Genomic DNA, 23,971 nt, shown 5'->3' on the forward strand with positions numbered 1-23,971 from the left:
GTAAGTAAGGGGAAGGAGACGCGGGTGGGTTTCGTCATCGGAGTCGTCGGCCCGCACGATCTGGTCGACGACGTCGCGGCCACCTGCGAGGAGCAACCCGGCGTGAGCGCGCTGCGGCTCGACTACGACCACGAGTCGCAGGCGCCCGCCATCGTCGAGGCGCACGCGAGCTCGGTCGAGGGCTGGCTGTTCACCGGCATCGTGCCGTACATGCTGGCGCGCGGCGCCGACGTGCTCACCCGGCCCGCCGTGTTCGTCGACTACTCGGGCGCGACGCTGCTGAGCGCCCTGGTACGGCTCCAGCACGAGGGTCAGGACATCACCCGGCTGTCCATCGACACCATCTCGCCCGCCGACGTCACCGCCACGTTCGACGAGGCCGGGCTGCCCACCGGCGAGCTGCGCACGCTCGGCTACCGGCCGGAGACGACGTCCAAGAAGATCATCGCCTTCCACCGCCGCTCCCCCGACCACCCCGTCATCACCTGCCTCAGCTCCGTGCACGAGGCGTTGCGCGATGAGATGCAGGTGCTGCGGCTGGCGCCGTCCGAGCACTCCGTGCGGACGGCGCTGCGCCAGCTGCTGCTCACCGCCGAGGGGCAGGCTCAGGAGGACGCGCAGATCGCGCTCGGCCTGGTGGAGGTGGACAGCGACGAGGGCCTGCTGCGCGAGGCCGGCGCGCTGGCCGGCACGCTGGCCGGGTTCCGCGGAGGCAAGCACCTGCTGGTGACCACCCGCGGGCCGCTCTACGAGGCCACGGGCGGCTTCACGGGGCTGCCCATGCTGGCGCGGCTGGCCAATCACAGCAGCGTGGCGCGGGTGGGTTTCGGCCTCGGGCGCAGCGCCGCCGAGGCCGAGAGCCTGTCCCGCCGCGCCCTGGCCAGGGCCAGGCGGATCGGGAACGTGGCCGCCGTGCTGTCCCTGCGCGCCGACACCGACATCGTGCTGGAGTCGGTGATCAGCGCGCCCGCCGGCGGGCAGAACCTGCCGCTGCTCGCGCGCCGCGTGGGGCTGTCGGTGCCGACGCTGGAGAAGCTGCTGGAGGCCCGCGACGCGGCCGGCGGCGAGGCGCTGACCACCCGCGAGATCGCCGAGCGGCTCGCCGTCCAGCAGCGCACCGCCCGGCGCATGCTGCACCGGCTGGAGCTGGCCGGGCTGGCCGAACGCACCGGCAACCTGACCAGCGGATCCAGCGGCCGTCCGCTCACTCTCTACCGCCTGACCCTGTAGCCTGCGCCGGACCCGCCGCTCAGGCCAGCCATCGGTCCAGCCCCTGGGCGACGAAGTCGTCGTCGCGCAGCCACGGATAGGCGGCCCAGACGCGGTCGATCTCGGCGAGCTGCCCCGGCGACAGGTCCTCCTCCGGGTCCAGGCACCAGCGGCCCGCCAGCAACCCCTGGCGGCGCAGCACCTCGTGGATGCCCGGGATGCAGCCGTGGAAGCCGTTCGCCGAGTCGAAGATGGCCGCGTTGGCGTCGGTGAGGTGGCCGTCCAGGCCGAGCAGCCGGCGTACGGCGGCGTCGTCGCCCGAACGCGCCCGCGTGGCCTCCTCCAGCAGCTCCACCGCCCGCCGGACCCAGACCGCCCACTGTCCGAGCAGGCCGCCCACGAACTCGACGTCCACCTGCCGCCCGTCCACGACCACCCGGTGGGAGGTGATGAGATCGGCGAGGATGTGGTCGTCGTTGCCCGTGTAGAGCGCCACCTCCCCCGCCCGGCCCGCCCGCACGACGCCGTGCAGCACGTCGAGGGTGCGGTACCGGTCGAAGGGCGCGACCTTGACGCCCACGACGGACTCGATGCCCGCCAGCCGCGTCCAGAAGTCGCGCGACAGGGGCCGCCCGCCGACCGCGGGCTGCAGGTAGAAGCCGATCACGGGCAGCACCTCGCCCACGGCCCTGGCCCGCTCGATCAGCCCGTCCTCGTCGAACTCCCGGTACGGGCTCAGCAGCACCATGTGGTAGCCGAGCGACCGGGCCAGCTCCGCCTCGGCCACCGCCTGGTCGGTGGGCCCGGTCACGCCGGCGACCAGCACCACCTCGCGCTCGAACTCCTTCGCCGTTCCTGCGGCCAGTTCGAGCACGGGCGCGAGCAGGCCGGTGCCGTGGATGGCGAACTGCGTGGTGTGCACGCCCACCGCCAACCCGCCCGCGCCGGCCTCGACGTAGTAGCGCGTCAGGGCGCGCTGGCGGCGCTCGTCCAGCCTCCTGTCCGCGGTCAGGGCCAGCGGATGCGCCGGGATCACCAGACCGCGCCTGAACAGGTCGCGTACGGACTCCTGTGCCTGTGGAGCCTGCGCCTCTGAAGCCGTGCCGAGCACGTGAGGTCCCCCTTCGCCGTGTGAGATGAGCACGCCCGCCTGCCTGGTACGCGGCGGGCAGGTGCGTCAGAAACGCCCGTCGCGGCGTTCGAACTTGGTGGGCTTGCCCAGCAGCGGCCCGCCGTCGGCGACCCAGCGCGCCGTGTGCTCGATCAGCTCGGCGGGGGTCAGCTCGGGGTAGCCGAACAGGCGGTGGCAGCGGGAGGCGTTCGACAGCAGCGCCGTCGGCGCCTCCTCGCCGGTGAACACCGGCTCCTTGCCCAGCGCCTCGCCGAGCGCCGACGCCGCCTGCCGCACCGAGATCAGCTCGGGGCCGGTGACGTTGAGCACGAACGGCGGCACGCCGGCGTGCAGCAGCGACCGCAGCGTCACCTCGTTGGCGTAGCCCTGCCAGACCACGTTCACCTGGCCCGTGGTCAGGTCGACGGGCTCCCCGGCGAGCACCTTCTGGGCGAGGTCGACCAGCACGCCGTAGCGCAGCTCGACCGCGTAGTTGAGGCGCAGCAGCGCCGTGGGGGTGCGGTTCTTCCCGGCGAAGTGCGTCAGCACGCGTTCCCTGCCCAGGCAGCTCATCGCGTAGTCGCCGACGGGCCCGGTGGGTGAGCCCTCGGTGCTGCCGCCGCCGGTGACGGGGACGAGAGGATAGACGTTCCCGGTGGACAGCGCGGCGATCCTGCTCCCCGCGAACCGGTCGGCGACGCGGCCCGGCAGGTAGGTGTTGGTGAACCAGGCGGCGTGCTCCTGGCCGCTGCTCGTGCCGAACTTGGCTCCGACCAGGAACACCACGTTCGGCGCGTCCGGCAGCTCGTGCAGGGCCCGCTCGTCGGCGACGTCGGCCGCGACCACCGCGGCGCCCTCGTCCTGGAGCGCCCGGGCCAGCCCCGGCTCGGAGAAGCGGGACACCGCGATGATCCGCCTGTCGCCGCCGGTGGCCCTCAGGGCCAGGCGTACGAGGCTCGGGCCGAGCTTGCCGCCGGCGCCCAGGATCATGATGTCGCCGTCGAGCTTGCCCAGATCGTCGACGAGCCCGGGGCTCGGCCGCGCGAGCCGCTCCTCGAGTTCCGCTGTCGTCCGCACGCGGTCTCCTCCGTCCATGATTTACGGTCCAGACCGTAACTGGGCGGAGCTCCGGCTGTCAACGGGGAGGGGCGGCCGGGGCATGGGTGAACGCCGGACGCCGCTCGTCCAGGAGCACGCGCCCAGGCGTCAGACCCTCAGTCGTTCAGAAGTCCTCGCGCGCGCGGACCAGCACGTCGAGAACGGCCCTGGTCTCCGCCCACGGCACGGGACTCGGCGCGCCGCCCACCATCGCGAGGAACGCCTCGATCGTCCCCTCGTACCCGAGACCGCGGACCACGTCGTCCCCGCCCTCGATCACGATCGTCTCGCTGCCGTCGCGCGTGTGCAGCGTGACGCTGTAGGACTCCGACTCTGACACGCCGAGGACTTCGACGGTGCCGGTGATGCCGTCGCCCCAGCGCAGCGCCATCACCCCGGTGTCCTCCGAGCGGAGCGTCGCGTAGTGCCGCCTCGCCCCCGCCGCGCCCACCAGCCGCACCTCGGGCCCGAGCAGCGCCACCAGCAGCTCCACCCCGTGGATGCCCATGGTGACCATCGTGCCGCCGCCCTCCCCCGGCGTGTCCTGCCAGGCGTTGTAGCCGGTCGCCCACATGCCGACGTCGTGCCGTACGGTGGCCCGCACCGCCAGCACCCGGTCACGATCGACCCGGGCCCCCGCGAACGCGGGCGCGAACCGCAGCACCGAACTCGACAGCACGCGGTCGTGGATCGGCAGCCGGTCGAGCTGCTCCAGCTGCGCCCGGCTGGCGGCGGCGGGCTTGTTCACGAAGCAGGGCAGCCCGGTCTCCAGCACCTCGGCCAGCGCCTGCGGGACCTGCGGGTTGGGCACGGTCAGCACCACCCCGTCGAGCCGGCCCGCCAGCACCTCCGCCAGGCTGCCCGCCACCTTGGCCTGCGGGTGCTCGGCGGTGAACCGGCCGAGCCGCTCTGGATCCTGCTCCCACACCACGAGTTCGGCATGGCGGGACAGGGTGCGGGCGTCGGTGTAGGGGTGGCTGGTGGCGAGCCCAGCGAGTGCGATGCGCACGGTTCGACCTTCCATGTCCGGTAACGGCTGCGGAAAGCGTAGCCATCCCCCGGCTCGTCATCGCCCCGCCCCGCTCATCGCTTCAGCGAGGAGCCTCACCACCACCCGGGTTCTCGGTGGGCGGGTCCGGTGGTGGCAGGCCGTCCGGCGTTGCCCTCGGCCTCCTTGATCGGGACTTCCCCATACCGATTCGAGGTCCCCTTGATGGACGACTGGGAGGCTGCGCACGATCCGGCCGCTCGTCCTGGAAGCCGGGAATCGACCCGTGAGGAGTTCCATGCGTAAGCACGTGCGCACGATACTGGTCAGCGCGTTGGCCGCCGCCGGGCTCTTGGTGCCGGCGAACACCGCGTCCGCCGCGACGGCCTGCACCTACCTGGGCAACCTCCCGGACCAGAACGGCGACGACTACGCCTCGATCGTGGGCGCGAGCGCCAGCGGCGAGTACGCCGTAGGCGCCAGCGAAAACAACGGCCGCTTCTTATGGCGAAACGGCCAGACTGTGGCGAACTGGCCGACCATGGACGGCAACAAGCGGGACACCCCGCAGGACGTCAACAGCAGCGGCACGGTGATCGGCAGCCTCACCCCGTGGGGAGGACCGTCAGAGCCGTACGTCTGGCGGCCGGGCTCGGGGTCCAAGGTGCGGCTGGCCAAGGTGTCCGGCTCCAGCTACACGGAGGAGATCGCGATCAACGACAAGGGGGACGTCGTCGGCCTGGCCAGCCTCAGCTCCGGGAACTCCGTGGTGGTGTGGCCGGGGACCAACTACTCGACGTACCGCGTCGTCGGGCAGGGCCGGCCGGTGAGCATCGACAAGGACGGCCGCATCCTCCTCACGTCGAAGAAGATGTTGTACCCGGACGGCACCCTGCATGACCTGCAGACGCCGGCCGGAGTCAGCAGCTTCTCCATCACGGAGAGCGACAACAGCGGCCGGCCGGTGGGCTACGGCACGGCCGCGGCGGGTGGCGAGGTCTCCATCGTGTGGAACAGCGACGGCTCGGTGCTGCACACTCGCCCGGACGCGCGTCCGGTGGCGGCGAACACGGTCGGTGACACCGTCGGCCTGGTCAAGCGAACGAGCACCACCGGTTACGATTCGGGGTTCTGGGGAGCCTCCGGGGCGCCGGTGATCTTCCCGTACCCGGATCCGCTCGCCTGGCCGGGCGACATCTATCTCGGCGACAACAACATCGTCCACGCGCTGTGGGTCACTGACGACTACCAGAACACCTACTGGGCTCGGTGGAGCTGCAGCTGACGCCGGACGCTCGGATGCCGGTCAGGCCGTTCGCGGTTCCGTCAGGGACGGCCTGACCGGCGACGGATCCGAGGCGAGCCACCCGGGCTCGGCCATCGCATCGGGGAGGGCACCGATCCGCCGGATGTGACGGAGCTGGTGACCCGGCCCTCGCCGCTGTTCGTCATGGTCGCGCCCGATCACCCGCTGTCGGCCCGGCCGCGATGCGACCTGGCCGATCTCCTCGACGTACGGCTCGCGCTCCCGGACAAGTCCTCCGGCATCCGCCAGGAGGTCGAGCGAGCCGCCACCGAACACCACGTCCGCCTGCGCGTCGCCTACGAGACCAACTCGCTGGCACTCCTGCGCGAGCTCGCCGTCCGGACAGAGGTGGCGAGCTCCATGCCGATCGAAGGCGCCCGCCCCGAACTGGACGCGGGTCTGCTCACCGCTGTCGCCGTCGACGACCGGCGGCTGGCGAGCACCCGGATCGCTTTGATCAGCAGGCTGACAGCAGGTGGTTCCCCGGCGCTGACGGTGGTGGGCGACGCCTTGGCGGCCGCGATGCACGGCTCGCCGCGGGGATCGAGCCCCCGCCCGGGCCCTGCAGCACGCCGACCGCCGCCGGTGGGCCTTGTCGTCATGCGTCCGGCTCTGCGCGGAACTCGCGGACGCATGTGCCCGTGGCGTGCCAGGCGAGCCTCATGGCCGTGCGGGCATCAGGACAAGTCGCGTTCCCGTCGCCGGGCCGCCGCGGCCACGTTCACCGGCATCCGGCCGAAAATCAGGCCGTGGAAGGGCGCGATCGCCCACCAGTACAGGTGGCCCAGCAGCCCATGCGGGTGGAAGATCGCCCGCTGCGTGTAGACCGTACGGCCGCCGGAGCGGGTGACACCGAGCTCCAGCCAGGCCAGGCCGGGCAGCCGCATCTCGGCCCGCAGCCGCAGCAACTCGCCCGGGACCACCTCCTCCACCCGCCAGAAGTCGATCGAGTCGCCCACCCGCAGCCGGGCCGGATCGCGCCGGCCGCGCCGCAGGCCCACGCCGCCGACGAGCCGGTCGGCCAGCCCGCGTAGCTGCCAGGCGACCGGCAGGGAGTACCAGCCGTTGCGGCCGCCGATGCTCTCGATGACCTGCCACAGCGCCTGCGGGCTCGCGGGTACGGCCAGGCGCCGGTCGTCCACGAAGAGGCTGCCGCCCGCCCAGTCGGGGTCGGTGGGCAGCGGATCGCTCGGCGCGCCCGGTGTGGACGCCGAGGACCACCGGGTGGCGACGTCGGCCTCCTTGATCTTCATGAGCGCCAGGGCCACGGCCCGGCGGAACCCGATCAGCCCGCCCTCAGGGTCGGGCACGTGGCGCGCGATGTCGTGCTCGCCGCACACCGCCTCGTTGCGCAGCGACTCCACCAGCGGGCGCGCGATGCTCGCCGGGACCGGCGTGACCAGCCCCACCCACAGACTCGACAGCCGGGGGCTGAGCAGCGGCACCGGGATGATCACCCGGGACGGCAGCCCGGCCACGGCGGCGTAGCCCTGCATCATGTCGGCGTAGGTCAGGACATCCGGGCCGCCGATGTCGAACCCCCGGTTCACCGTTCCCGGCACCCGCGCCCAGGCGACCAGGTAGCGCAGCACGTCCCGCACCGCGATGGGCTGGGTACGGCTGCGCACCCAGCGCGGCGTCGTCATGACCGGCAACCGCTCGGTCAGGTGGCGCAGCATCTCGAACGAGGCGGACCCCGACCCGATGATCACCGCGGCGCGCAGCACCACCGCCGGCACAGCTCCGCGCAGGAAGATCTCCCCCACCTCGGCCCGCGACCGCAGATGCGGCGAGAGCCGCTCATCCCCAGCGGGACCGCCCAGATAGACGATCCGCCGTACCCTCGCCTCGGCCGCCGCCGCCGCGAACCTGCGCGCCGCCAGACGGTCCCGCTCGGCGAACCGGCCGCTCGCGCCCATCGTGTGGATCAGGTAGTACGCGACATCCACCCCGGCCAGCGCCCGGCGCGTCCGCTCCAGGTCGGTGGCGTCGGCCTCGACGACCTCCGTGCGCGCGGCCCAGGGCAGGTCGCGCAACTTCCCGGCCGAGCGCACCATGCAGCGAACGTCGTGACCGGCGGAGAGCAGCTCGGGGACCAGCCGCCCGCCGATGTAGCCGGTCGCCCCCGTGACCAGGCACAATGGCATGGCTCTTGACGTTCCCGCTCCCGCGCGGGTCATGCCTGGCCGGCGTGCGGCCTCGCGTTCTAGGCACCCCAAGGACATGGGTGGAAGCGAGGGCACGGCAGGCCGCAGGCGGTGGTGCCGGCCTGCCCGGAGACGGAAGTCGGCCCCGCACACGCCGCGAGTCGCTGCGCCTGGAACGACCCGCCGACGGCCTCCGACCACTTAAAGTATTGGCATAGTAACGCTCAGCCATTGGAGTGGTCATGGTCGTGCCGCGTCACGTGGCGTGTGTGATGGACGGGAACGGCCGCTGGGCCGGGCAGCGGTCGCTGCCGCGCACCGCGGGCCATGAGGCCGCCGAGGCCGCCGTGATGGACGTCATCGAGGCGGCGCGCTCGGCCGGAGTCGCCTGGCTGAGCCTGTACGCCTTCTCCACGGAGAACTGGCGGCGGCCCTCCGGCGAGATCGACATCCTCATGCGGCTCGTCCGCCGCGCCATCCGCAAGCACGCGCCGGTGCTGCACGCGCGGGGCATCCGCTGCAGGTTCCTCGGCATGACCGACCCGCGCATCCCGGCACCGCTCGTCCAGGACATCACCGACCTGATGACCCTCACCCGCGACAACAGGCGCATGACGCTGACCGTCGCCTTCGACCACGGCGGCCGCCGCGACATCGTGCAGGCCGCGCGGTCGCTGATCCGGTCCGCGACGCCGGCCGACCAGGTCACCGAGGCCAGCTTCGCCGAGCACCTGCCCTACCCCGACACACCCGACGTCGACCTGGTCATCCGCACCTCCGGCGAGCAGCGCATCTCCAACTTCATGCTCTGGCAGGTGGCCTACGCCGAGTGGGTCTTCCCCCAGGTGCTCTGGCCCGACTTCCGCGCCGGCCACTTCTCGGCATGCCTCGACGCATACCGCCGTCGCCGTCGCCGGTTCGGCGACGTACGCGAACCCACCCCGATGACAGGAGAGAGCCTTCGATGAGCCAGACCACCCCACAGGACGGCGCCGACGTCTTCGGACCCGACTCCCTCCTGCGCCGCCTGGTCAACGAGGCGCGCTGGAGCCTCGCGGTGACCCGGGCCACCCTGCTGGAAGCCGCCCACCCGCAGATCGGCGCGGCGCTGATGGAGAACTCCACGTTCCTCACGCACCCGTGGCGGCGCCTGCGCAACACCACGACGAGCTCGCGGCGCCTGCTCGACCCCGACCCGCGCGTACGCGACCGCGAAGCGGCCCGGCTCAACCGCCTGCACGCCCGCATGTCCGGCACCGACGCCCACGGCCGCCCCTACGACGCGACCGACCCCGAGGCGCGCGCCTGGGTGGTGGCGACCCTGTTCGAGTCGACGGTGACCATGTGCCGGCTGAGCGGCGACAAGCTCGACGCCGAGGCGATGCGGCGGCTCTACGACGAACACCGCACGCTCCTGGCCCTGATCGACGGCACCGGTGACCACCTCCCCGCGACGCTGCCGGAGTTCTGGCCCTACTACGACGACGTCGTCGAGCACCGCCTGGAGAACAACGAGGCGGTGGGCGTCATCCTCTACCGGCTCTTCGCCAACGTGCCCGCTCCTCCGGTCCTGCGCGCTCACCCCGCGGTGTGGACCGCGGGCCGCGCGGTGGCGGGCCCGGTGGCCGCCGCCATCACCATCGCCTCGCTCCCCGAAGCCTTCAGCCGCCGCGTCGCCCTGCCCGACCTGCCGGGAGCCCGCACGCTCATGCAGTCCGTGTACCTGAGCGCCGCCCTCGCCACCCGCTACCTTCCGCAGAGCTGGACGCGGGTGGAGTTCGTCATGGGACTGCTGGACCCCTCCGGCGAGGGAGCAGGACCTTGGCAGGCCGTACGCCGCCGCGCCGGCAAGGCCGCTGCCCTGGCGCGGCTGCTCACCCCTGCCGCCGACGAGGACCACCAGGCGGTCCGGTCGGCCGACCGGTTCTTCGCCGAGGTCCTCGACCAGACCGGCGACGGCTACCTGCGCTGGCCCGATCTGGCCGCCATGGCCCGGGAGATCGCCACCCGGCTCGACCTGGGCGAGCAGGAGGAGGATCGGCTGTTCCAGGCGTACGCCGCCTGGTGGCGCGAGCTGCAGACCGCCCTCGACCGCGACGAAGACGGACGCGTCACCCGCGACGAGTACGCCGCCGCGGCGGCCCGCCTGCCCGGCTCGGGGCTCATCAAGATCGCCGACGTGCTGTTCGACGTCACCGACACCGACGACGACGAGAGGATCGACGTCGGGGAGTATCAGAACCTGTTCCGCACCGCTTTCCACCGTGACCTGACCGGCAACGCAGGCGGCTACTCGCGCAGCGCGTTCGTCAGGCAGTTCGTCTCCTTCATGTCCGGCCAGCAGCACTCCAGCGCCTACACCTCGCTCCTGTCCCACGGATGACCGTACGGCCCTGGCCGGAGCGCGAAAACCGAGCCGCCAGCCGTCGCCGCGACCCACCTGGCGCGCCGCTCCCCCGGCCCGCACGCCACCGCGGGCCGGAACCCTCTCGGCCGACCCGGTGGCGCGGGCCGCGCTGCTCGCCGAGGCGCTCGAACTGTGGCGGTCCGGCGTACGCCGACTTCGCCGACGAGGAGTTCGCCCGCGCGGCGGCGCACGTCTGACCGTGGGATTGCGCACCAACGGCTCCGCGTTGTCGCAGGCCCGGCGCGACAAGTCGGTAATGATCGAAACAGTGGGCGCGGCCGGGCTGCGGACCGCGGCGCAACTGGTCACTAAGGCGCAGAGCGAGGCAGCGGGCTGGGCCGACGAGCACGGTCACTGGCCGTGCGTGGCCAAGCCGCTGTCGTCCGCGTCGACGGACGGCGTCTTCGTCTGCCGCTCGAGAGCGGAACTGGAGCGGGCGTTAGAGCGGATCATCAGTTCCACCGACATCTTCGGCACCATGAACAGCCTCGTGCTGGTGCAGAGCTACCTCCAGGGCACCGAGTACATCATCGACACCGTCTCCTGCGACGGCCGTACCCGGCTTGTCGGCATCTGGCGCTACGAAAAGCGGCTCCTGGACAACGGCAAACCGATCGACAACCGGGACATCCTCGTCGACCCTTCCGATCCGGTCTGCGATCAGTTGTACGGGTACGTGCTGAAAGTCCTTGACGCGTTGGGCATACAGAACGGTCCGGCGCACGCAGAGGTGATCGTCGGACCGGATGGGCCAGCACTGGTGGAGATCGGCGCACGCCTGAACGGCAACATGCACCCAGGCCTGCACGCCTCGTGCCTGGGCCTGGATCAGGCTCGATTGACCGCGCTCGCGTACGGCGCACCCGAGATCTTCCTTGAAGAATACGCCGAGCTCCCTACTCCATTCGGCAGCCGGCCGTCGTCTACAACGCCCCGACCTCGCTGTCCGGAACAGTCACAGCGGTCAACGACGAGGTGGTCAGCAGGATCCGGTCCCTGCCAATAGAGGGCATGGGCGGTCAGTCCGGCCTCGGTGGGGAACTCGATCCGCTCCGGCGTACTGACCCATTCCGGGCCGACCGGATGCGGTCGGCTCCGCCGTACCACCCGGATCTCCGGGTCTGCGGCGGGAACCAGCGCCACGGCGGGAACGAGGCCGGGCGAGGCACAGATCACCGCCGCGGTCGTTCCGGCGGTGGCCAGCGAGTCGATCACGGTGAAGGTACCTGGGACCGTCGCGACCGACCCGTCAGGGGTGATCCGTACCAGTGTGTCGACGCCCTGCGAACGAGCGGCCGCCACCAGGCTGCCATCCTCCAGGAAGCCGTACGTGGACAGACCGCAAGACCAGTCGTTACCGGCCGAACTCCGCCGCCATGGGAGCCAGGGCGGTGAAGGGATCAGCCTCGCCGGAAGGGCATGTCAAGGGTGTCAATACTCCATTTCACGGTCGTGAGCTGCGGGTTCATCTCGGCATCCAGGTCGAGCAGTGGGCCCGGTGCGGACGATGCCCACCCACCGTTCCATGATCGCGTTCATCCGAGGAGCCTGTGGTGCGGTGAGCACCACGCGGATGCCCTCGGTCGTGAACACCTCATCGAACAGAGCGGTGAACTTGCTGTCCCGGTATCTGATCAGGACCCGGAAGTCACCGGTCCCGCTAATTCTTACCTGCCCGACGACCGGTCGGCGGGCTACGCGGTCCCCGGGCAGCGGCGCCTGCGGGGCTGAACCGTCAGGCGACGATGTCGAGGGCGTCGATCGAGACGGCTGGGCTGAGGGTCAGGAAGGGGCGCTCGTCGCCGTCGTCGAGGTCGGTGGTCACGAGCCGCCCGGGCGCGGAGCCGGGGCGGACGACACGGCCGGCGCTGACGGCGAGGTAGCCGTCGAAGGTGCGCCGGGTGAAGCGGCGCTCGCCGCCCGTCCGCACGTCGATCAGGATCAGCGGGCTCTCGTCATCGGGCTCCGGGTAGACGACCAGCTCGTGGCCGGAGGCCCAGACGGAGTGCGGGCCGGGCAGGGCCACGCGTTCGGCGTAGGCGGCGAGCTCCTTGCCGGTGCGGTCGAGGACGACGGTCGTCAGGACGTCGTCCAGCGTGAGGTACGTCGCGGCGAGCAGCAGCCCGTCGGGCGACCAGCTGATCGAGGCCTCCTCCCAGTAGCCCTCGGCCCACCAGAGCCGCTGCCGGGAGCCGGTGCCGGTGTCGATCAGCTCGATGCCGGCGAGCTCGTCGCCGACGCCGGGGATGCCGGGGCCGTCGGACAGGTCGGACAGGACGGCCAGGCGGGTGCCGTCCGGCGAGAGCGCCGCGCGCAGGTAGTCGTCGGAGGCGAACTCCTGGCGGGCCCCGGTGGCGAGCGTGTGCAGCACGACGCGCGGCGGGCCGGCGCCGTCGTCCTGGCGCGCGGTGAGCACCAGCCGGGTGCCGTCGGACGACAGCGACACCGTCTCCGGCGCGAGGTGCGCCGGCAGGCCGGGAACGGCCGCGAACGTGTCGCTGTCGGCGTCCAGCACGATCACGGCGGCCCCGCCTGGCCCGGTGGCCGCGAGCACCATCCGGGCCGCGCGCACCGGCCGCGCAGCCGGCGCATCGAATGCGATCTCCCATGACCGGTCGACGACCACGACACCTCCTGTTACTGATCCGGTGCGCAGCCTAGTCAAAGATCACCCCAAAGGGGAGCTGGTGATCTCTATCGCGCAACGATCTTTTGGGTGTACGGTCCCGCTGCCAGTCTTATGTCCTCTTTATTCGGGGTGAACGCGTGCGGCGTCTTCGTCTGTTCATGGTGGCCGTGCTCGTGGCCGGGTTCCTCGTGCCCGTGCCCGAGTTCTTGTTAGCCAGGTGGGCGGAGGCGGCCACCGCCTGCTCCCCCAACAGCAGCGACTGGTCCAACGGCCGCAGCGGCCAGAAACGCTGCGTCTTCAACCACATGTACTCCACGCGCCGCCGCATCAACGAGGCGTGCCTGCGCGACCGTCCGGTGCTCGGCACCCACATCTACCAGCAGCCCAACGAGTGCAGCCCGTCCGGCGGCATCGAGGCCATCGGGCAGGCCCGGGCCATCAAGTACCTGAGCGACCAGATCGGCGGGAGCGGCGGGCTCATCAACCCCGAGATCCAGTGGGAGCCGACCCTCAGCGGCGGCAGCGACCGGCCCGACATCGTCTACTACGACCGCGCCGGCAACAACTGGGGCCAGGTGATCGAGGCCAAGGTCGACGGCAACCCCGACTACTCCGGCTGGGGCGGGCAGGTCGTCCGGTACGTCGGCGTGCTGACCAACGACGGTGTCAAGAACGTCACCGCCGGCACGGTGCTCAACCGCTGGGGCACCTACGACGACTGGTTCCAGGTCTACAGCAAGAACCCCTCCTGCAAGGTGGACGGCAAGGACGGCTACCAGCTCTCCACGTACCGGGCGCTGTCGCCCGTTCCCGGCCTGCTGCACATCGAGGAGGTGAAGAAGGAACGCAAGTGCGAGGAGAGCAAGCGGCAGCCCCCGCCGGGCAGCCCGCCCGCCGACATTCCCGAGCTGGACGAGAACGACGACGACCGCGACTGGCCGATCCCGCAGGGCCTGCGTCAGCTCATCGACCGCCTCACCACCCCCAGCAACGACTCCAACGACTCGCAGAACAACGACGTGGCCAAGTACGGCAGCGCCGCGGCGGCCGCGGCCGCGCTGACCGCCTCCGTCATGGTGTTCCTCCGCACCCCGCAGGGCGCGCTCTTCCTGCGCGCGGCCGGCTTCGCCACCGTCGAGATGGCGCTGGCGCTCGGCGTGGGCGCGCTGGTCGTCCTCATCCTGTTGTGGTACTTCTCCGAGCACGGCGGCCTGGTCAAGGGCGAGCCGCACTTCACCACCCTGGACGGCCTGGGCTACGACCTGCAGTCCGTCGGCGAGTTCGTCCTCGCCAACAGCGACAGGCACGGCCTGGAGATCCACGGCCGGCTCAGCCCCGCCAGCGGCGGCCGGGACGTGTCGGTGATGTTCGACGCCGCGATGGAGGCCGGTGACCACAAGGTCGAGTTCCACGAGGACGACCTCTACATCGACGGCCAGAAGTTCACGCTCGGCACCGACAAGATCCTCTACCTGGGCAAGGAAGCGTTCGTCCTGCGCAAGGACGGCAAGTGGCTGGTCATGTTCGACGGTCTGGAAGGGCCCGTCCTGTCCTGGAGGCGGGGCGCCGCCGGCCTCTACCTGCCGCCGTCCGCCGACAGCGACCTGGAGGGCCTGCTCGGCAACGCCGACGGCGACCCGAAGAACGACCTGAAGCTGCGTGACGGCACCCAGCTGCCCGCCAACGCCAGCCCCGCCCAGCTGCACACCGACTACGCCAACTCCTGGCGGCTGGACGACACCGAGTCGCTGTTCACCTACGGCCCGGGCCAGAGCACCGCGACGTTCACGAACCTGCAGTTCCCCTCCCGCATCGTCACGATCCACGACCTGACGCCCGAGCAGATGCAGCTCGCGACGGCGCAGTGCGAGGAGAGCGGCGTCGCGCCGGGCGTGCCGTTCAACGACTGCGTCCTGGACATCGCGCTGACCGCGGACACCTCGTTCGCCGAGGCCGCCGCCGAGCAGAAGACGGTGGCCCTCGACCCGGCGGCGCAGGCCGTGGACGCCAACGGCGACCTGACGATCGACTTCGAGGGCACGCTGGGCAAGAACACGCTGCCCTCGCGGGTGTCGGCCGACCCCGCGGTGACCTCGTTCGCCGGCCCGTTCAGCGGCAGCGACTCCTACCGGTTCTTCGTGCAGTCGTTGCCGCTGCACAAGGCCGGCACGCTGAGCTTCGACCTGCTGGCCGTCGGCGACTGGACGTCCGACTCCGACAACGAGACGATCAAGGTCGAGACCGACCGCGACGACCCGCACACGATCACGCCGGGCGAGCTGACGCCCGTCGCGTCCGGGACGCTGGCGAACGGCCTGCCGTGGGCGAAGTACCGCGTCACGATGCCGATCACGCACAAGAACAGCCAGATCGAGGTCAAGGTCTCGGCCACCGGCACCGCGGGCCTGTCCAACCAGGCGTACGGGCTCGACAACGTGGCGCTCGACCTGGAGGTCACCCCGCCGCAGACATTCCCGGTCTCGCTGCCGTTCACGGCCTCGGACGGCGTGCCCGGTGAGGGCGCGGGCAACCTGGAGGGCGAGGTCGCGGTCGACGAGTACCGGTTCACGCTGGACCAGCCGGCCTCGGTCTTCGTCAACGCGCAGGAGTGCCCCGGGTCCGGGTTCGGGCTCCGGTGGGAGCTGGCCGACGCCGCGGGCGCGAGCGTCGCCACCTCCTACCTGTGCGGCGCCAAGCGCGTGGACGCGCTGCCCGCCGGCGCCTACCGGCTGCGCGTGTGGCCGTGGAACGACGTGTTCGGCCCCTACAAGCTGAGCGTGAACACCCTGGGGGCCGACGTCACCGCCACCGCGGCGATCGACGGGCCGAAGGTGCCGCTGCAGATCACCGACCCCGGCCAGCGCGGCACCTGGACGTTCGCGGGCACCGCGGGCCAGAAGGTCTCCGCCGTGCTCGGCGACTCGACCCTGACCGCCCTCGGCGACGCCACCCTGCAACTGCGCGGCCCCGACGGGAAGATCCTCGATCAGGGGTCGTGCGGCGAGGGCTGCTTCATGGACACCGAGACGCTGCCGGTCACCGGCACGTACTCGATGGTGTGGGACCCGAAGGACGCCAAGACCGGCTCGATCGCGCTGCGCCTGCACGCGGTGCCCGCGGCCGTCACCGGGACGGTCGCGATCGGCGCGCCGTCCACGCTGACCACCACCGTCCCCGGTCAGACGGCCTCCTGGTCGTTCACCGGCACGCAGGGCCAGCGGGTCGCCTTCTCGGTCAGCGGCGCCGGCGCCGCCAGCGCCTCGATCGCCAACCCGGACGGGACGCGGCTGTTCGGCTCCACCTACTGCCCGGCGGCCTGCGCCTTCGACACCACCACGCTGCCGGCGACCGGCACGTACACGCTGCTCGTCGACCCCAGCGACCTGCACACGGGGCCGATCACCGCGAGCGTGATCGAGGGTGACGTCACCGGCGTCCTGACCGTCGGCGGCGGGCCGGTGAAGCTGACCACGACCGGGCCGGGCCAGCGGGCGTACTGGACGTTCGCCGGCACGGCGGGGCAGCGCGTCGCGTTCTCCCTGGCGGACGGCACGTTCAGCGGCGCGTACGCGTCGCTGCGCAAGCCGGACGGCACGGACCTGTACAGGTCCACCTGGTGCAAGACGTCGTGCGCGTTCGACACGGTCGCGCTGCCGGTGGACGGCACCTACACGCTCGTCCTGGACCCGTCCAAGACGGCGGTGGGCTCCATGTCCGCGCAGGTCGCCGAGGGCGACGTCACGGGCACGCTGACCGCCGGCGGCGACCCGGTCGAGCTGACCACGACCGGCGCCGGACAGGCCGCCACCTGGTCGTTCGACGGCACGGCGGGGCAGCGCGTGGCGTTCGCCCTGACGGGCGGCACGTTCAGCAGCGCGTACGCGCTGGTGCGCAAGCCGGACGGCACCGAGCTGTTCGACTCCGTATTCTGCAAGGCGTCGTGCGCCTTCGACACGGCCACACTGCCGGCGGACGGCACCTACACGGTCGTGCTCGACCCCTCCGGCACGGCGGTGGGCTCCATCTCCGCGCAGGTCACCGTGGGCGACGTCACGGCAGCGCTCACGGCGGGCGGCGACCCGGTCGAGCTGACCACCAAGGGCCCGGGCCAGAACCCCACCTGGACGTACGCCGGGACGGCCGGGCAGCGGATCTCGGTCACCTTCTCGGGCGGCACGTTCTCCAGCGCGAACGCCTCCATGCGCAAGCCGGACGGCTCGGTCCTGGTGCCGTCCACGTTCTGCGCGAGCTCCTGCTACTTCGACACGACGGTGCTGCCGGTGGACGGCACCTACCAGGTGGTGGCCGACCCGGCCGGCATCCAGACCGGCTCGATCTCGGCCCAGCTCAACCTCGTGCCGCCGGACGTGACCGCGCAGATCACCGTGGGCGGGCCGGCGTCCACGCTGACGACCACCATCCCCGGGCAGCGCGGCCTGTGGACCTTCGCCGGGACGGCGGGACAGCGGGTGTCGTTCGACTTCACCGGCTCGACGTTCACCTACGCCTCGGACGCCACCGTCAAGGTCAGGAAGCCGGACGGCACCGACCTGGTCGCCGACACCAACTGCGGCACCGGGTGCCTGCTGGAGCCGGTCACCCTGCCGGCGACCGGCACGTACCAGGTGGACCTGCGGCCCAAGGGCGCCAAGACGGGCGCGCTGACGCTGCGGGCGTACCTGGTGAACGACGTCACCGCCACGATCGCGGTGGACGGCGTCACCTCGACGCTGACCACCACGACCCCGGGACAGAACGGCACCTGGACCTTCACCGGGACCGAGGGCCGCTACGTCAACCTCGCGTTCATGAACGGGACGTTCTCCAGCGCCTCCGACGCCGCGGTCTCGGTGCGCGGCCCGGACGGCACCGTCCTGCGGGAGGACACCTCCTGCGGCAAGGTGTGCGTGCTGGACCCGATCACGCTGCCCGCGTCCGGCACGTACACGATCCTGTTCGACCCGCGCAAGGCCCTCGCCGGCTCGCTGACCGCGCAGCTCACCGAGGGCGACGTCACCGGGACGACCTCGGTCGGCGGCCCGGCGTCCACGCTGACCACCGTCGGCGCCGGGCAGAAGGCCGTCTGGACGTTCACGGGGACGGCGGGCCGGCGGGTGTCGTTCAACTTCACCGGCTCGACGCTCACCAGCACCTACGACGCCTACGTCGCGGTACGCAAGCCGGACGGCACCATCCTGATCGACGACACCGCGTGCGGGAAGAACTGCCTGCTGGACCCGGCCGTGCTGCCGGTGGACGGCGCCTACACGGTCGAGTTCAGGCCGCAGAACGCCAAGACGGGCTCGATCACCCTGCAGCTGCACGAGGTCACCCACCTGAGCGCGAACGTCACACTCGGCGGCCCCGCCTCCACGCTGACCACCACCACTCCGGGCCAGAACGGCACCTGGTCGTTCGCCGGGACGGCCGGGCAGCTCGTGTCGTTCAACCTCACCGACGCGAGCTTCGCCAGCTCGGTGGACGCCCAGGTGTCGGTGAAGAAGCCGGACGGCACCACGCTGGTGTCGGCCACCTACTGCGGCAAGAACTGCTTCCTGGAGCCGGTGGCACTGCCCGCGACCGGCACCTACACGGTGGAGTTCAACCCGAAGGACGACAAGACCGGCAAGCTGACCCTGGCGGCGTACGCGGTCACCCACCTGCTCGGCGCGGTCACCGTCGGCGGCGCCGCCTCGACGATCACCACGACGGCCCCCGGCCAGAACGGCACCTGGTCGCTCGCCGGGACGGCCGGGCAGGTGGTGTCGTTCAACCTCACCGACGCGAACTTCACCGCCACCACCGGTGCGCGGGTGTCGGTGAAGAAGCCGGACGGCACCACGCTGGTGTCGGCCACCTACTGCGGCAAGAACTGCTTCCTGGAGCCGGTGGCACTGCCCGCGACCGGCACCTACACGGTGGAGTTCGACCCGCAGGACGAGAAGGTGGGCAAGCTGACCCTCAGGGTCCATGCAGTCCGCGACCTCGCCCCGGCCGCCGTCACCATCGGCGGCACGGCGGTCACGCTGACCACCACGACCCCGGGCCAGAACGGGAGCTGGACCTTCAGCGGCACCGCCGGGCAGCAGGTGGCCGTCACCTTCACCGGCACCAGCTTCGCCGCCTCCACCGATGTCCGGGTCGGCCTGCTGAAGCCCGACGGCACGGCGCTGGGCAGCTCGCCCTACTGCGGCCGCAACTGCACCATTGCGGCGACGACGCTGCCCGCCACGGGCACGTACACGATCGTCTTCAACCCGCAGGCCGACAAGGTCGGCTCGCTGACCGCGAAGGTGGCGGTGCCGTGACGAGCTGAAACGCGAACGGGCACGGCCGGAACCGCTTCGGCCGTGCCCTTTCCAGTAGTAGCCCTCCAGCGGGACGCGGGCCTCCTCGGACAGCGCCGGTCCCTCCCGCGGCACCGGGCCGGCCGCCACCGGCTTGGGCCCGGCGAGCTGCTCGTTGGACAGCGCGTGCACCACGCGCCCGAGCCCGGACCGCTCCATCCTGCCGCGGCACATGTCGAACGGCTGGCGGCTCGTGTGGTGCTGACCGCCGACGCCTACGTCTCGGTGCAACGCCAGTACATCCTGGCCGTCATCGAGCACGCCAGCAGGCGCATTCGCGTACTGGGCACCACCGCTCACCCGACCGCCGACCGCCGACCGGGTGATCCAGACGATCAGGAACCTCGTGATGGACCTGGAAGACGCAGGCTGCCGGAGCACGCTTCCTGATCCGAGACAGGGATGGGAAGTTCCCCACCCTCATGGACGGAATCCTCGCCGACGCAGGCATCCAGACCGCACTCACCGGCATCCGGATGCCGCGCATGAATTCCATCATGGAGCGATGGGTGCAGTCCTGCCGCCGCGAACTCCTCGACCGCTGCCTCCTGTGGAACGAACACCACCTGCGGCACGCCCTACGCGAGTACGAACTGTTCTACAACCGGTACCGAGCCCACCAAGCCCAGGGCCAAGCGACTCCGCAACGCACCGTCCCTGACCCGATCACGGATCCCGAGCGGATTGTCGACCTGAGCATACGCCGACGAGTCCGGCTCGGCGGCATCCTCCACAAATACTCACATGCCGCTTGACCTGCACGGATGGAATTATCGACCGGCGCGGTGCTGGTGCGCCCGGACGGTGGTGGAGTCCACGGCGATGTCCCAGTCCAGGCGGCCCTCGGCGTCTTGCTCAGCCTGGATCGCAGTTGACAGCGAGCACGGCGAAGATCGCTCGATCGGCCCAGTCCGGCTTCGGCCGGGCAACCTCGTACACCTCCCGCACCTGGCCGACAAGCCACACACCACCGCCCCGAACAGACGACCAGGCAGAAAACCCATCCCGCCGATCTGCTCAGACAGGTCAACCATCCCCGGAGTCATCGAGGTCATCCGGATAATCAGGAGGAGGGATGATGGTGTATCTTGCTCCCTCTCCCTCCGAGAGGGCTGTGCGCTCGTTGATTGTGAACGAGTTTCCACAAGGGGGAACATTTACTCGAGAAAAGAATATCCCCTGCCTACAGTTCTCGCACCAGAATTCAGACCATCCGACGGTCGAATCCCATTCTGGCACAACGAACAGCAGTCGCAGCGCCGTACATCCACAGTTAGGGCACGTCAGGCGTGCCACCGAACCTGGATCCTCCGCGGCCTACTCGAAGGCCTTTTCCCACTTCCCATAGAGCTCGCTCATCGGCGCGACTCGCCAGCCATCTACTGACTCATATTCTTAGGGTTCAGAGGGTGAGCGTCCCACCATATCTTTTCGAATTCCCATGCCTCCCGCTCGAAAGGTATGGCCTCTGCGTCCGTTTCGCGATACGGCACCCCCCCTGCGCAGTTGCCCTACGTGATACTTCTCATGGGCCAGCGTCTTCGCTAGAGTCACTTCATCCCTGAAAGCAAGGAGATACAGCGTGATCTGACCATGCACCAGTGCCCAGCGCAGCGGCAGCCACCTCACCCTGCACCCCCGCGCGATCCAGGAAACCCTCGACGCCGCCCGCACCGAACAGACCACCCCCGCCTGGCGGGACAAGTACGTCCTCCGGTGCGGCATCGAGGCGACCATCCACCAAGCCGTCACGGTCACCGGCCTGCGCCGCACTCGCTACCGCGGCATCAAGAAGGTCCACCTCGAACACGTCGTCTCCGCCATCGCGGTCAACCTCATCCGCTTGGATGCCTGGTGGAACGGCCAACCGCTGAGCCGGAAACGCACCAGCCACCTGACCCAACTCGAACCAGCCCTGACCGCCTGAAACGAGTTAACCAGCAGAGTCCTTCAGGTCGCTCGCAGTGCTCGCACGTGCCCTAACTCGTACGCACTCGCTTTCGATCTAGTCGACTACCGTGCCCGCTCCACCGTCGAATGCGGAATCACAGGCTCAGACGCCACCCTGGCATCGCTGTCCAGTTCGACAAAACCCGCTGTCCGCTACATAGCCACCATCCACATCGCTGCCATAACGACTGGCTCGGCATTCTTGAGACACGTCCTAACCCCGTCACCTTCGAATCAGTCCAATGCGAGAGTGCACCGCCTCAAGCCAGTCAGCAGCCATGTCCGTTTCGGTTATGCGGCCGATCAACGCCAGGATCGAGCTGATACTCTCGCCCTCTTCCACGGGGTTGTCATCGCCACTGACCTGAAAGCGCAGCCCATCCATCAGGTGATCGAGCGCGTGCGGGTCACTGCCGTGCTGGGAGTCGGGCCAGGTGGGCCGGAAAGAGACGATGATGTCCCCGTTCCGGACATACTTGAAACTGTCATGGCCGTTGATGTCCATGCTGAAGCTGAGGGCGTGACGGCCTCCTTCGGTCAGCGACAACAGGAAAGCGTCGTCTGAACGTGCCGGCAGGATGCCCGTCCAACCTCCGGCCTCGGCTACCCAGAGAGAACCGTCGTCGCCGTGGTGGTCAAGGACTTCGCTCAGGTGGCACGGGGTGCGGGTGGAAAGGTCCAAGGAGAAGGCTTGGGCGAGGGTGTCGAGATCCGCTCCCTTGATCCAGAGGGCGCTGAATCCCAGCGACCACAGGTCCATGTCGTGATCGAGTTCTTCGGTGAAGAGAGTCGAGACCAGAAGGTCGTGCAGGTACGTCGGCGACCGCATGATCGGCTCCCGATTGTCGGTGCGCCAGGAGGGGGCCTTCCGGAGACGCCCCCTCCTGACTGTGGAGTTATGACGGTGGCGTGCCCGTGCGGATTCTGACCCAGAAGGCGTTGGACGGCCAGTTGCCCGCGCCGCCTTCACGGGAGCTCGAGGTGAAGACGCGATAGCGGGAGTAGAAGGCCCCCAGATCGCGACCGGCGGCTCCGTTGTGCGCCGCGCTCACCATACGAAGTGAGGCGTTGAGCGTAGGAGTCCAGACATTGTTGACCATTTTGCCCTCGACGCCGATCGCTTGGAAGGTGGAGCGGAACGGATACTCATCGCACTCCTTGCCCGGGCCGGCCCCGCTGAGGTTCGGACAATACCAGGTCATCTGGGTGCGGTTCTTCCCGTTCAGCAGCACGCCGTCAGGGGCGAGCTCGCTGTTCGCCCGCCTGGTCAAGGGGGCCCTGGGTATCACGTCGTAGTTGCCGGGAAAGTTCTTGGTGATGGGCCGGCCTTGCCGATCCAGCTTCGGATCGGTCGCCTGCGGGTTCTGGAAGGCGTCCCTGATGTGTCTCGCCACCTCTCCCCGGAAGGGATCTTCCGTGTACATGGTGTAGACACGGTCGGCGCCGAGAATTCTGCATCCGCCGGTGTGGCCCGGCCAATAGAAGTCTCCATTGGACCTGAGCGCCGGATAACTGAGGCGCACACTGTCGCAGCGGGCGACGAAGGGAAAATCGCCCTTCGGCCGATTGGGGATCTGCTCGGTCCCGAGGTGGTGCCACAGCTTGAACGGAGCCGGATCCAAGAAGTCGATGCTGACCCCTGGGTAGAGCTTGGGGCGCAGTGTGCAGTTTCCCCACTTGGAGCCCTGGGACCGGAAGACGAATGCGGTCTGGCCGTTTCGCTTGAAGTCACCGATCGTGGCGATTCTCTTTCCGTCTTCAGGGCCCTTGATCATATCGCAGTCGGAATTGTCGGACCCTTCGGCCTCCACCCTGACCGTGATGTTGCGCCCGTCGAGCACGTTCGTCTGGACGCAGTTGGCGCCCACGACTATGAGTTCGCTGATGTTGATCCAGATACTGATGTCTCTGGCCTTCAGGTCGGGGTCGTTCTGTCCGTATACGACCGGCCCATCCTTGGTCGTGCCGAGATTGGTGTACATGATGACGTTGACGGTCATCCTGACGCCTTGCGATTTGGGGCACGCCGTCTTCGGGATCCCGGTGTACAGGTCGACGTCCCAGTCTCCCCATCCTGCGATCCGGCTGTAGCAACCGGTATAGGGGCGCAGGACGGTCCAGCCGAATCCGTGCCAGGGGCGCGGTGACTTGAGTCGCTCCGCGTTGCAGTCCGCGGGGCTCATGCGCTGGTAGTCGAACGGGCCGCTGGTGTTCGTGTCCGTTGCCGCGGTCACTCCCGCCGTAGTTGCCTTTCCAGTGGATAGGGCGGGCGTAGAAGTAGCCACGCTCAAGGTGTGCCAGGTGGTCCAGGCGCCGTTGACGCCGGCGGCCGTGGCGCGGACACGCCAGCGGACCTTCCACCCGTCGGCAAGTTTCCCGGACGGCACGAAGATGCCGGCGTAATTGCCGGAGGCGACGGCGGTTGTGGTGCTACCGGCCCAAATGACTCCAGTGCCTTGACCGGGAACGGCAGGATCGTGCTCAACCTCGACCATCAACGTCATAGGCCGGCCGTCGGGATCGCTGACCTCGGCCCGGAACTCGGGAGTGAGTGTGGTGGCCGCGCCTGCGCCATTGGTCGGCCGTACGTACTCGCCGGCGACCGTGGGCTTGGAGATATCAACGATGAGCGGATGCCAGGTGGTCCAGGCACCGTTGACGCCGGCGGCCGTGGCGCGGACACGCCAGCGGACCTTCCACCCGTCGGCAAGTTTCCCGGACGGCACGAAGATGCCGGCGTAATTGCCGGAGGCGACGGCGGTTGTGGTGCTACCGGCCC

The 23,971-nt window shown here is 70.0% G+C and carries 14 protein-coding genes and 2 pseudogenes; 9 read left to right on the forward strand and 7 right to left on the reverse strand.

Annotated features, from left to right (window positions below; genetic code table 11):
• Positions 1–24 precede the first annotated feature (24 nt).
• A complete protein-coding gene (locus ACBJ32_RS45490) occupies positions 25–1,230 on the forward strand; it encodes a hypothetical protein (protein ID WP_357887319.1) in 1,206 nt (401 codons plus the stop codon).
• 19 nt (positions 1,231–1,249) lie between these two features.
• Here the strand turns inward: ACBJ32_RS45490 and ACBJ32_RS45495 are convergent, their stop codons facing one another.
• The 3 genes from ACBJ32_RS45495 to ACBJ32_RS45505 form a co-directional block, all read right to left on the reverse strand.
• Positions 1,250–2,320 carry a dihydrodipicolinate synthase family protein gene (locus tag ACBJ32_RS45495; protein WP_357887316.1) on the reverse strand — a complete coding sequence of 357 codons (1,071 nt, stop codon included), beginning with the start codon at positions 2,318–2,320 and terminating at the stop codon, positions 1,250–1,252.
• A gap of 66 nt (positions 2,321–2,386) precedes the next feature.
• Positions 2,387–3,397: an NAD-dependent epimerase/dehydratase family protein gene (locus ACBJ32_RS45500; protein ID WP_375132140.1), complete on the reverse strand. Its 1,011-nt coding sequence runs from the start codon at positions 3,395–3,397 to the stop codon at positions 2,387–2,389.
• Positions 3,398–3,542: 145 nt separating this feature from the next.
• On the reverse strand, positions 3,543–4,427 hold the full coding sequence (locus ACBJ32_RS45505) for a Gfo/Idh/MocA family protein (protein ID WP_375132141.1): 885 nt from the start codon (positions 4,425–4,427) through the stop codon (positions 3,543–3,545).
• 277 nt (positions 4,428–4,704) lie between these two features.
• On the opposite strand from ACBJ32_RS45505, the gene ACBJ32_RS45510 reads away from it, so the two are divergent.
• Together ACBJ32_RS45510 and ACBJ32_RS45515 are read left to right on the forward strand one after the other, a co-directional pair.
• Positions 4,705–5,691, forward strand: a complete 987-nt coding sequence (locus ACBJ32_RS45510) for a hypothetical protein (RefSeq protein WP_357887307.1) — start codon at positions 4,705–4,707, stop codon at positions 5,689–5,691.
• A 126-nt stretch (positions 5,692–5,817) separates the two neighbouring features.
• Positions 5,818–6,222: pseudogene (locus ACBJ32_RS45515) on the forward strand (LysR substrate-binding domain-containing protein); the annotation flags it as partial.
• Between the two features lie 167 nt (positions 6,223–6,389).
• Here the strand turns inward: ACBJ32_RS45515 and ACBJ32_RS45520 are convergent.
• Positions 6,390–7,859: an SDR family oxidoreductase gene (locus tag ACBJ32_RS45520; RefSeq protein WP_375132142.1), complete on the reverse strand. Its 1,470-nt coding sequence runs from the start codon at positions 7,857–7,859 to the stop codon at positions 6,390–6,392.
• 242 nt (positions 7,860–8,101) lie between these two features.
• Between ACBJ32_RS45520 and uppS the strand changes: the two genes are divergently transcribed.
• From uppS to ACBJ32_RS45535, 3 genes are all read left to right on the forward strand, one after another.
• Entirely contained in the window at positions 8,102–8,827 is a 726-nt protein-coding gene (gene uppS, locus ACBJ32_RS45525) for a polyprenyl diphosphate synthase (RefSeq protein WP_375132143.1), read from the forward strand.
• On the forward strand, positions 8,824–10,242 hold the full coding sequence (locus ACBJ32_RS45530) for an oxygenase MpaB family protein (protein ID WP_375132144.1): 1,419 nt from the start codon (positions 8,824–8,826) through the stop codon (positions 10,240–10,242). The genes uppS and ACBJ32_RS45530 overlap by 4 nt, the downstream gene beginning before the upstream one ends.
• A 118-nt stretch (positions 10,243–10,360) precedes the next feature.
• Positions 10,361–11,272, forward strand: coding sequence for an ATP-grasp domain-containing protein (locus ACBJ32_RS45535; protein ID WP_375132145.1), 912 nt, complete (start codon positions 10,361–10,363; stop codon positions 11,270–11,272).
• A gap of 729 nt (positions 11,273–12,001) precedes the next feature.
• Here the strand turns inward: ACBJ32_RS45535 and ACBJ32_RS45540 are convergent.
• The gene (locus ACBJ32_RS45540; protein WP_375132146.1) at positions 12,002–12,892 is read right to left on the reverse strand and encodes a hypothetical protein; all 891 of its coding nucleotides are present in this window, start codon (positions 12,890–12,892) and stop codon (positions 12,002–12,004) included.
• A gap of 140 nt (positions 12,893–13,032) precedes the next feature.
• Between ACBJ32_RS45540 and ACBJ32_RS45545 the strand changes: the two genes are divergently transcribed.
• The 3 genes and pseudogenes from ACBJ32_RS45545 to ACBJ32_RS45555 form a co-directional block, all read left to right on the forward strand.
• Positions 13,033–19,203 carry a VWD domain-containing protein gene (locus tag ACBJ32_RS45545; RefSeq protein WP_375132147.1) on the forward strand — a complete coding sequence of 2,057 codons (6,171 nt, stop codon included), beginning with the start codon at positions 13,033–13,035 and terminating at the stop codon, positions 19,201–19,203.
• Positions 19,204–19,664: 461 nt separating this feature from the next.
• Positions 19,665–19,997: an integrase core domain-containing protein gene (locus ACBJ32_RS45550; RefSeq protein ID WP_375132148.1), complete on the forward strand. Its 333-nt coding sequence runs from the start codon at positions 19,665–19,667 to the stop codon at positions 19,995–19,997.
• Between the two features lie 851 nt (positions 19,998–20,848).
• Positions 20,849–21,169, forward strand: a pseudogene (locus tag ACBJ32_RS45555) (transposase); the annotation flags it as partial.
• 246 nt (positions 21,170–21,415) lie between these two features.
• Here the strand turns inward: ACBJ32_RS45555 and ACBJ32_RS45560 are convergent.
• Together ACBJ32_RS45560 and ACBJ32_RS45565 are read right to left on the reverse strand one after the other, a co-directional pair.
• Entirely contained in the window at positions 21,416–22,021 is a 606-nt protein-coding gene (locus tag ACBJ32_RS45560; protein ID WP_375132149.1) for a DUF6461 domain-containing protein, read from the reverse strand.
• 67 nt (positions 22,022–22,088) lie between these two features.
• The coding region (locus ACBJ32_RS45565; protein WP_375132150.1) for a hypothetical protein at positions 22,089–23,971 on the reverse strand (1,883 nt) is incomplete at its 5' end.

The organism is Nonomuraea sp. GTA35, assembly GCF_041950525.1.
In the GTDB taxonomy this organism is placed as follows: Bacteria; Actinomycetota; Actinomycetes; order Streptosporangiales; family Streptosporangiaceae; genus Nonomuraea.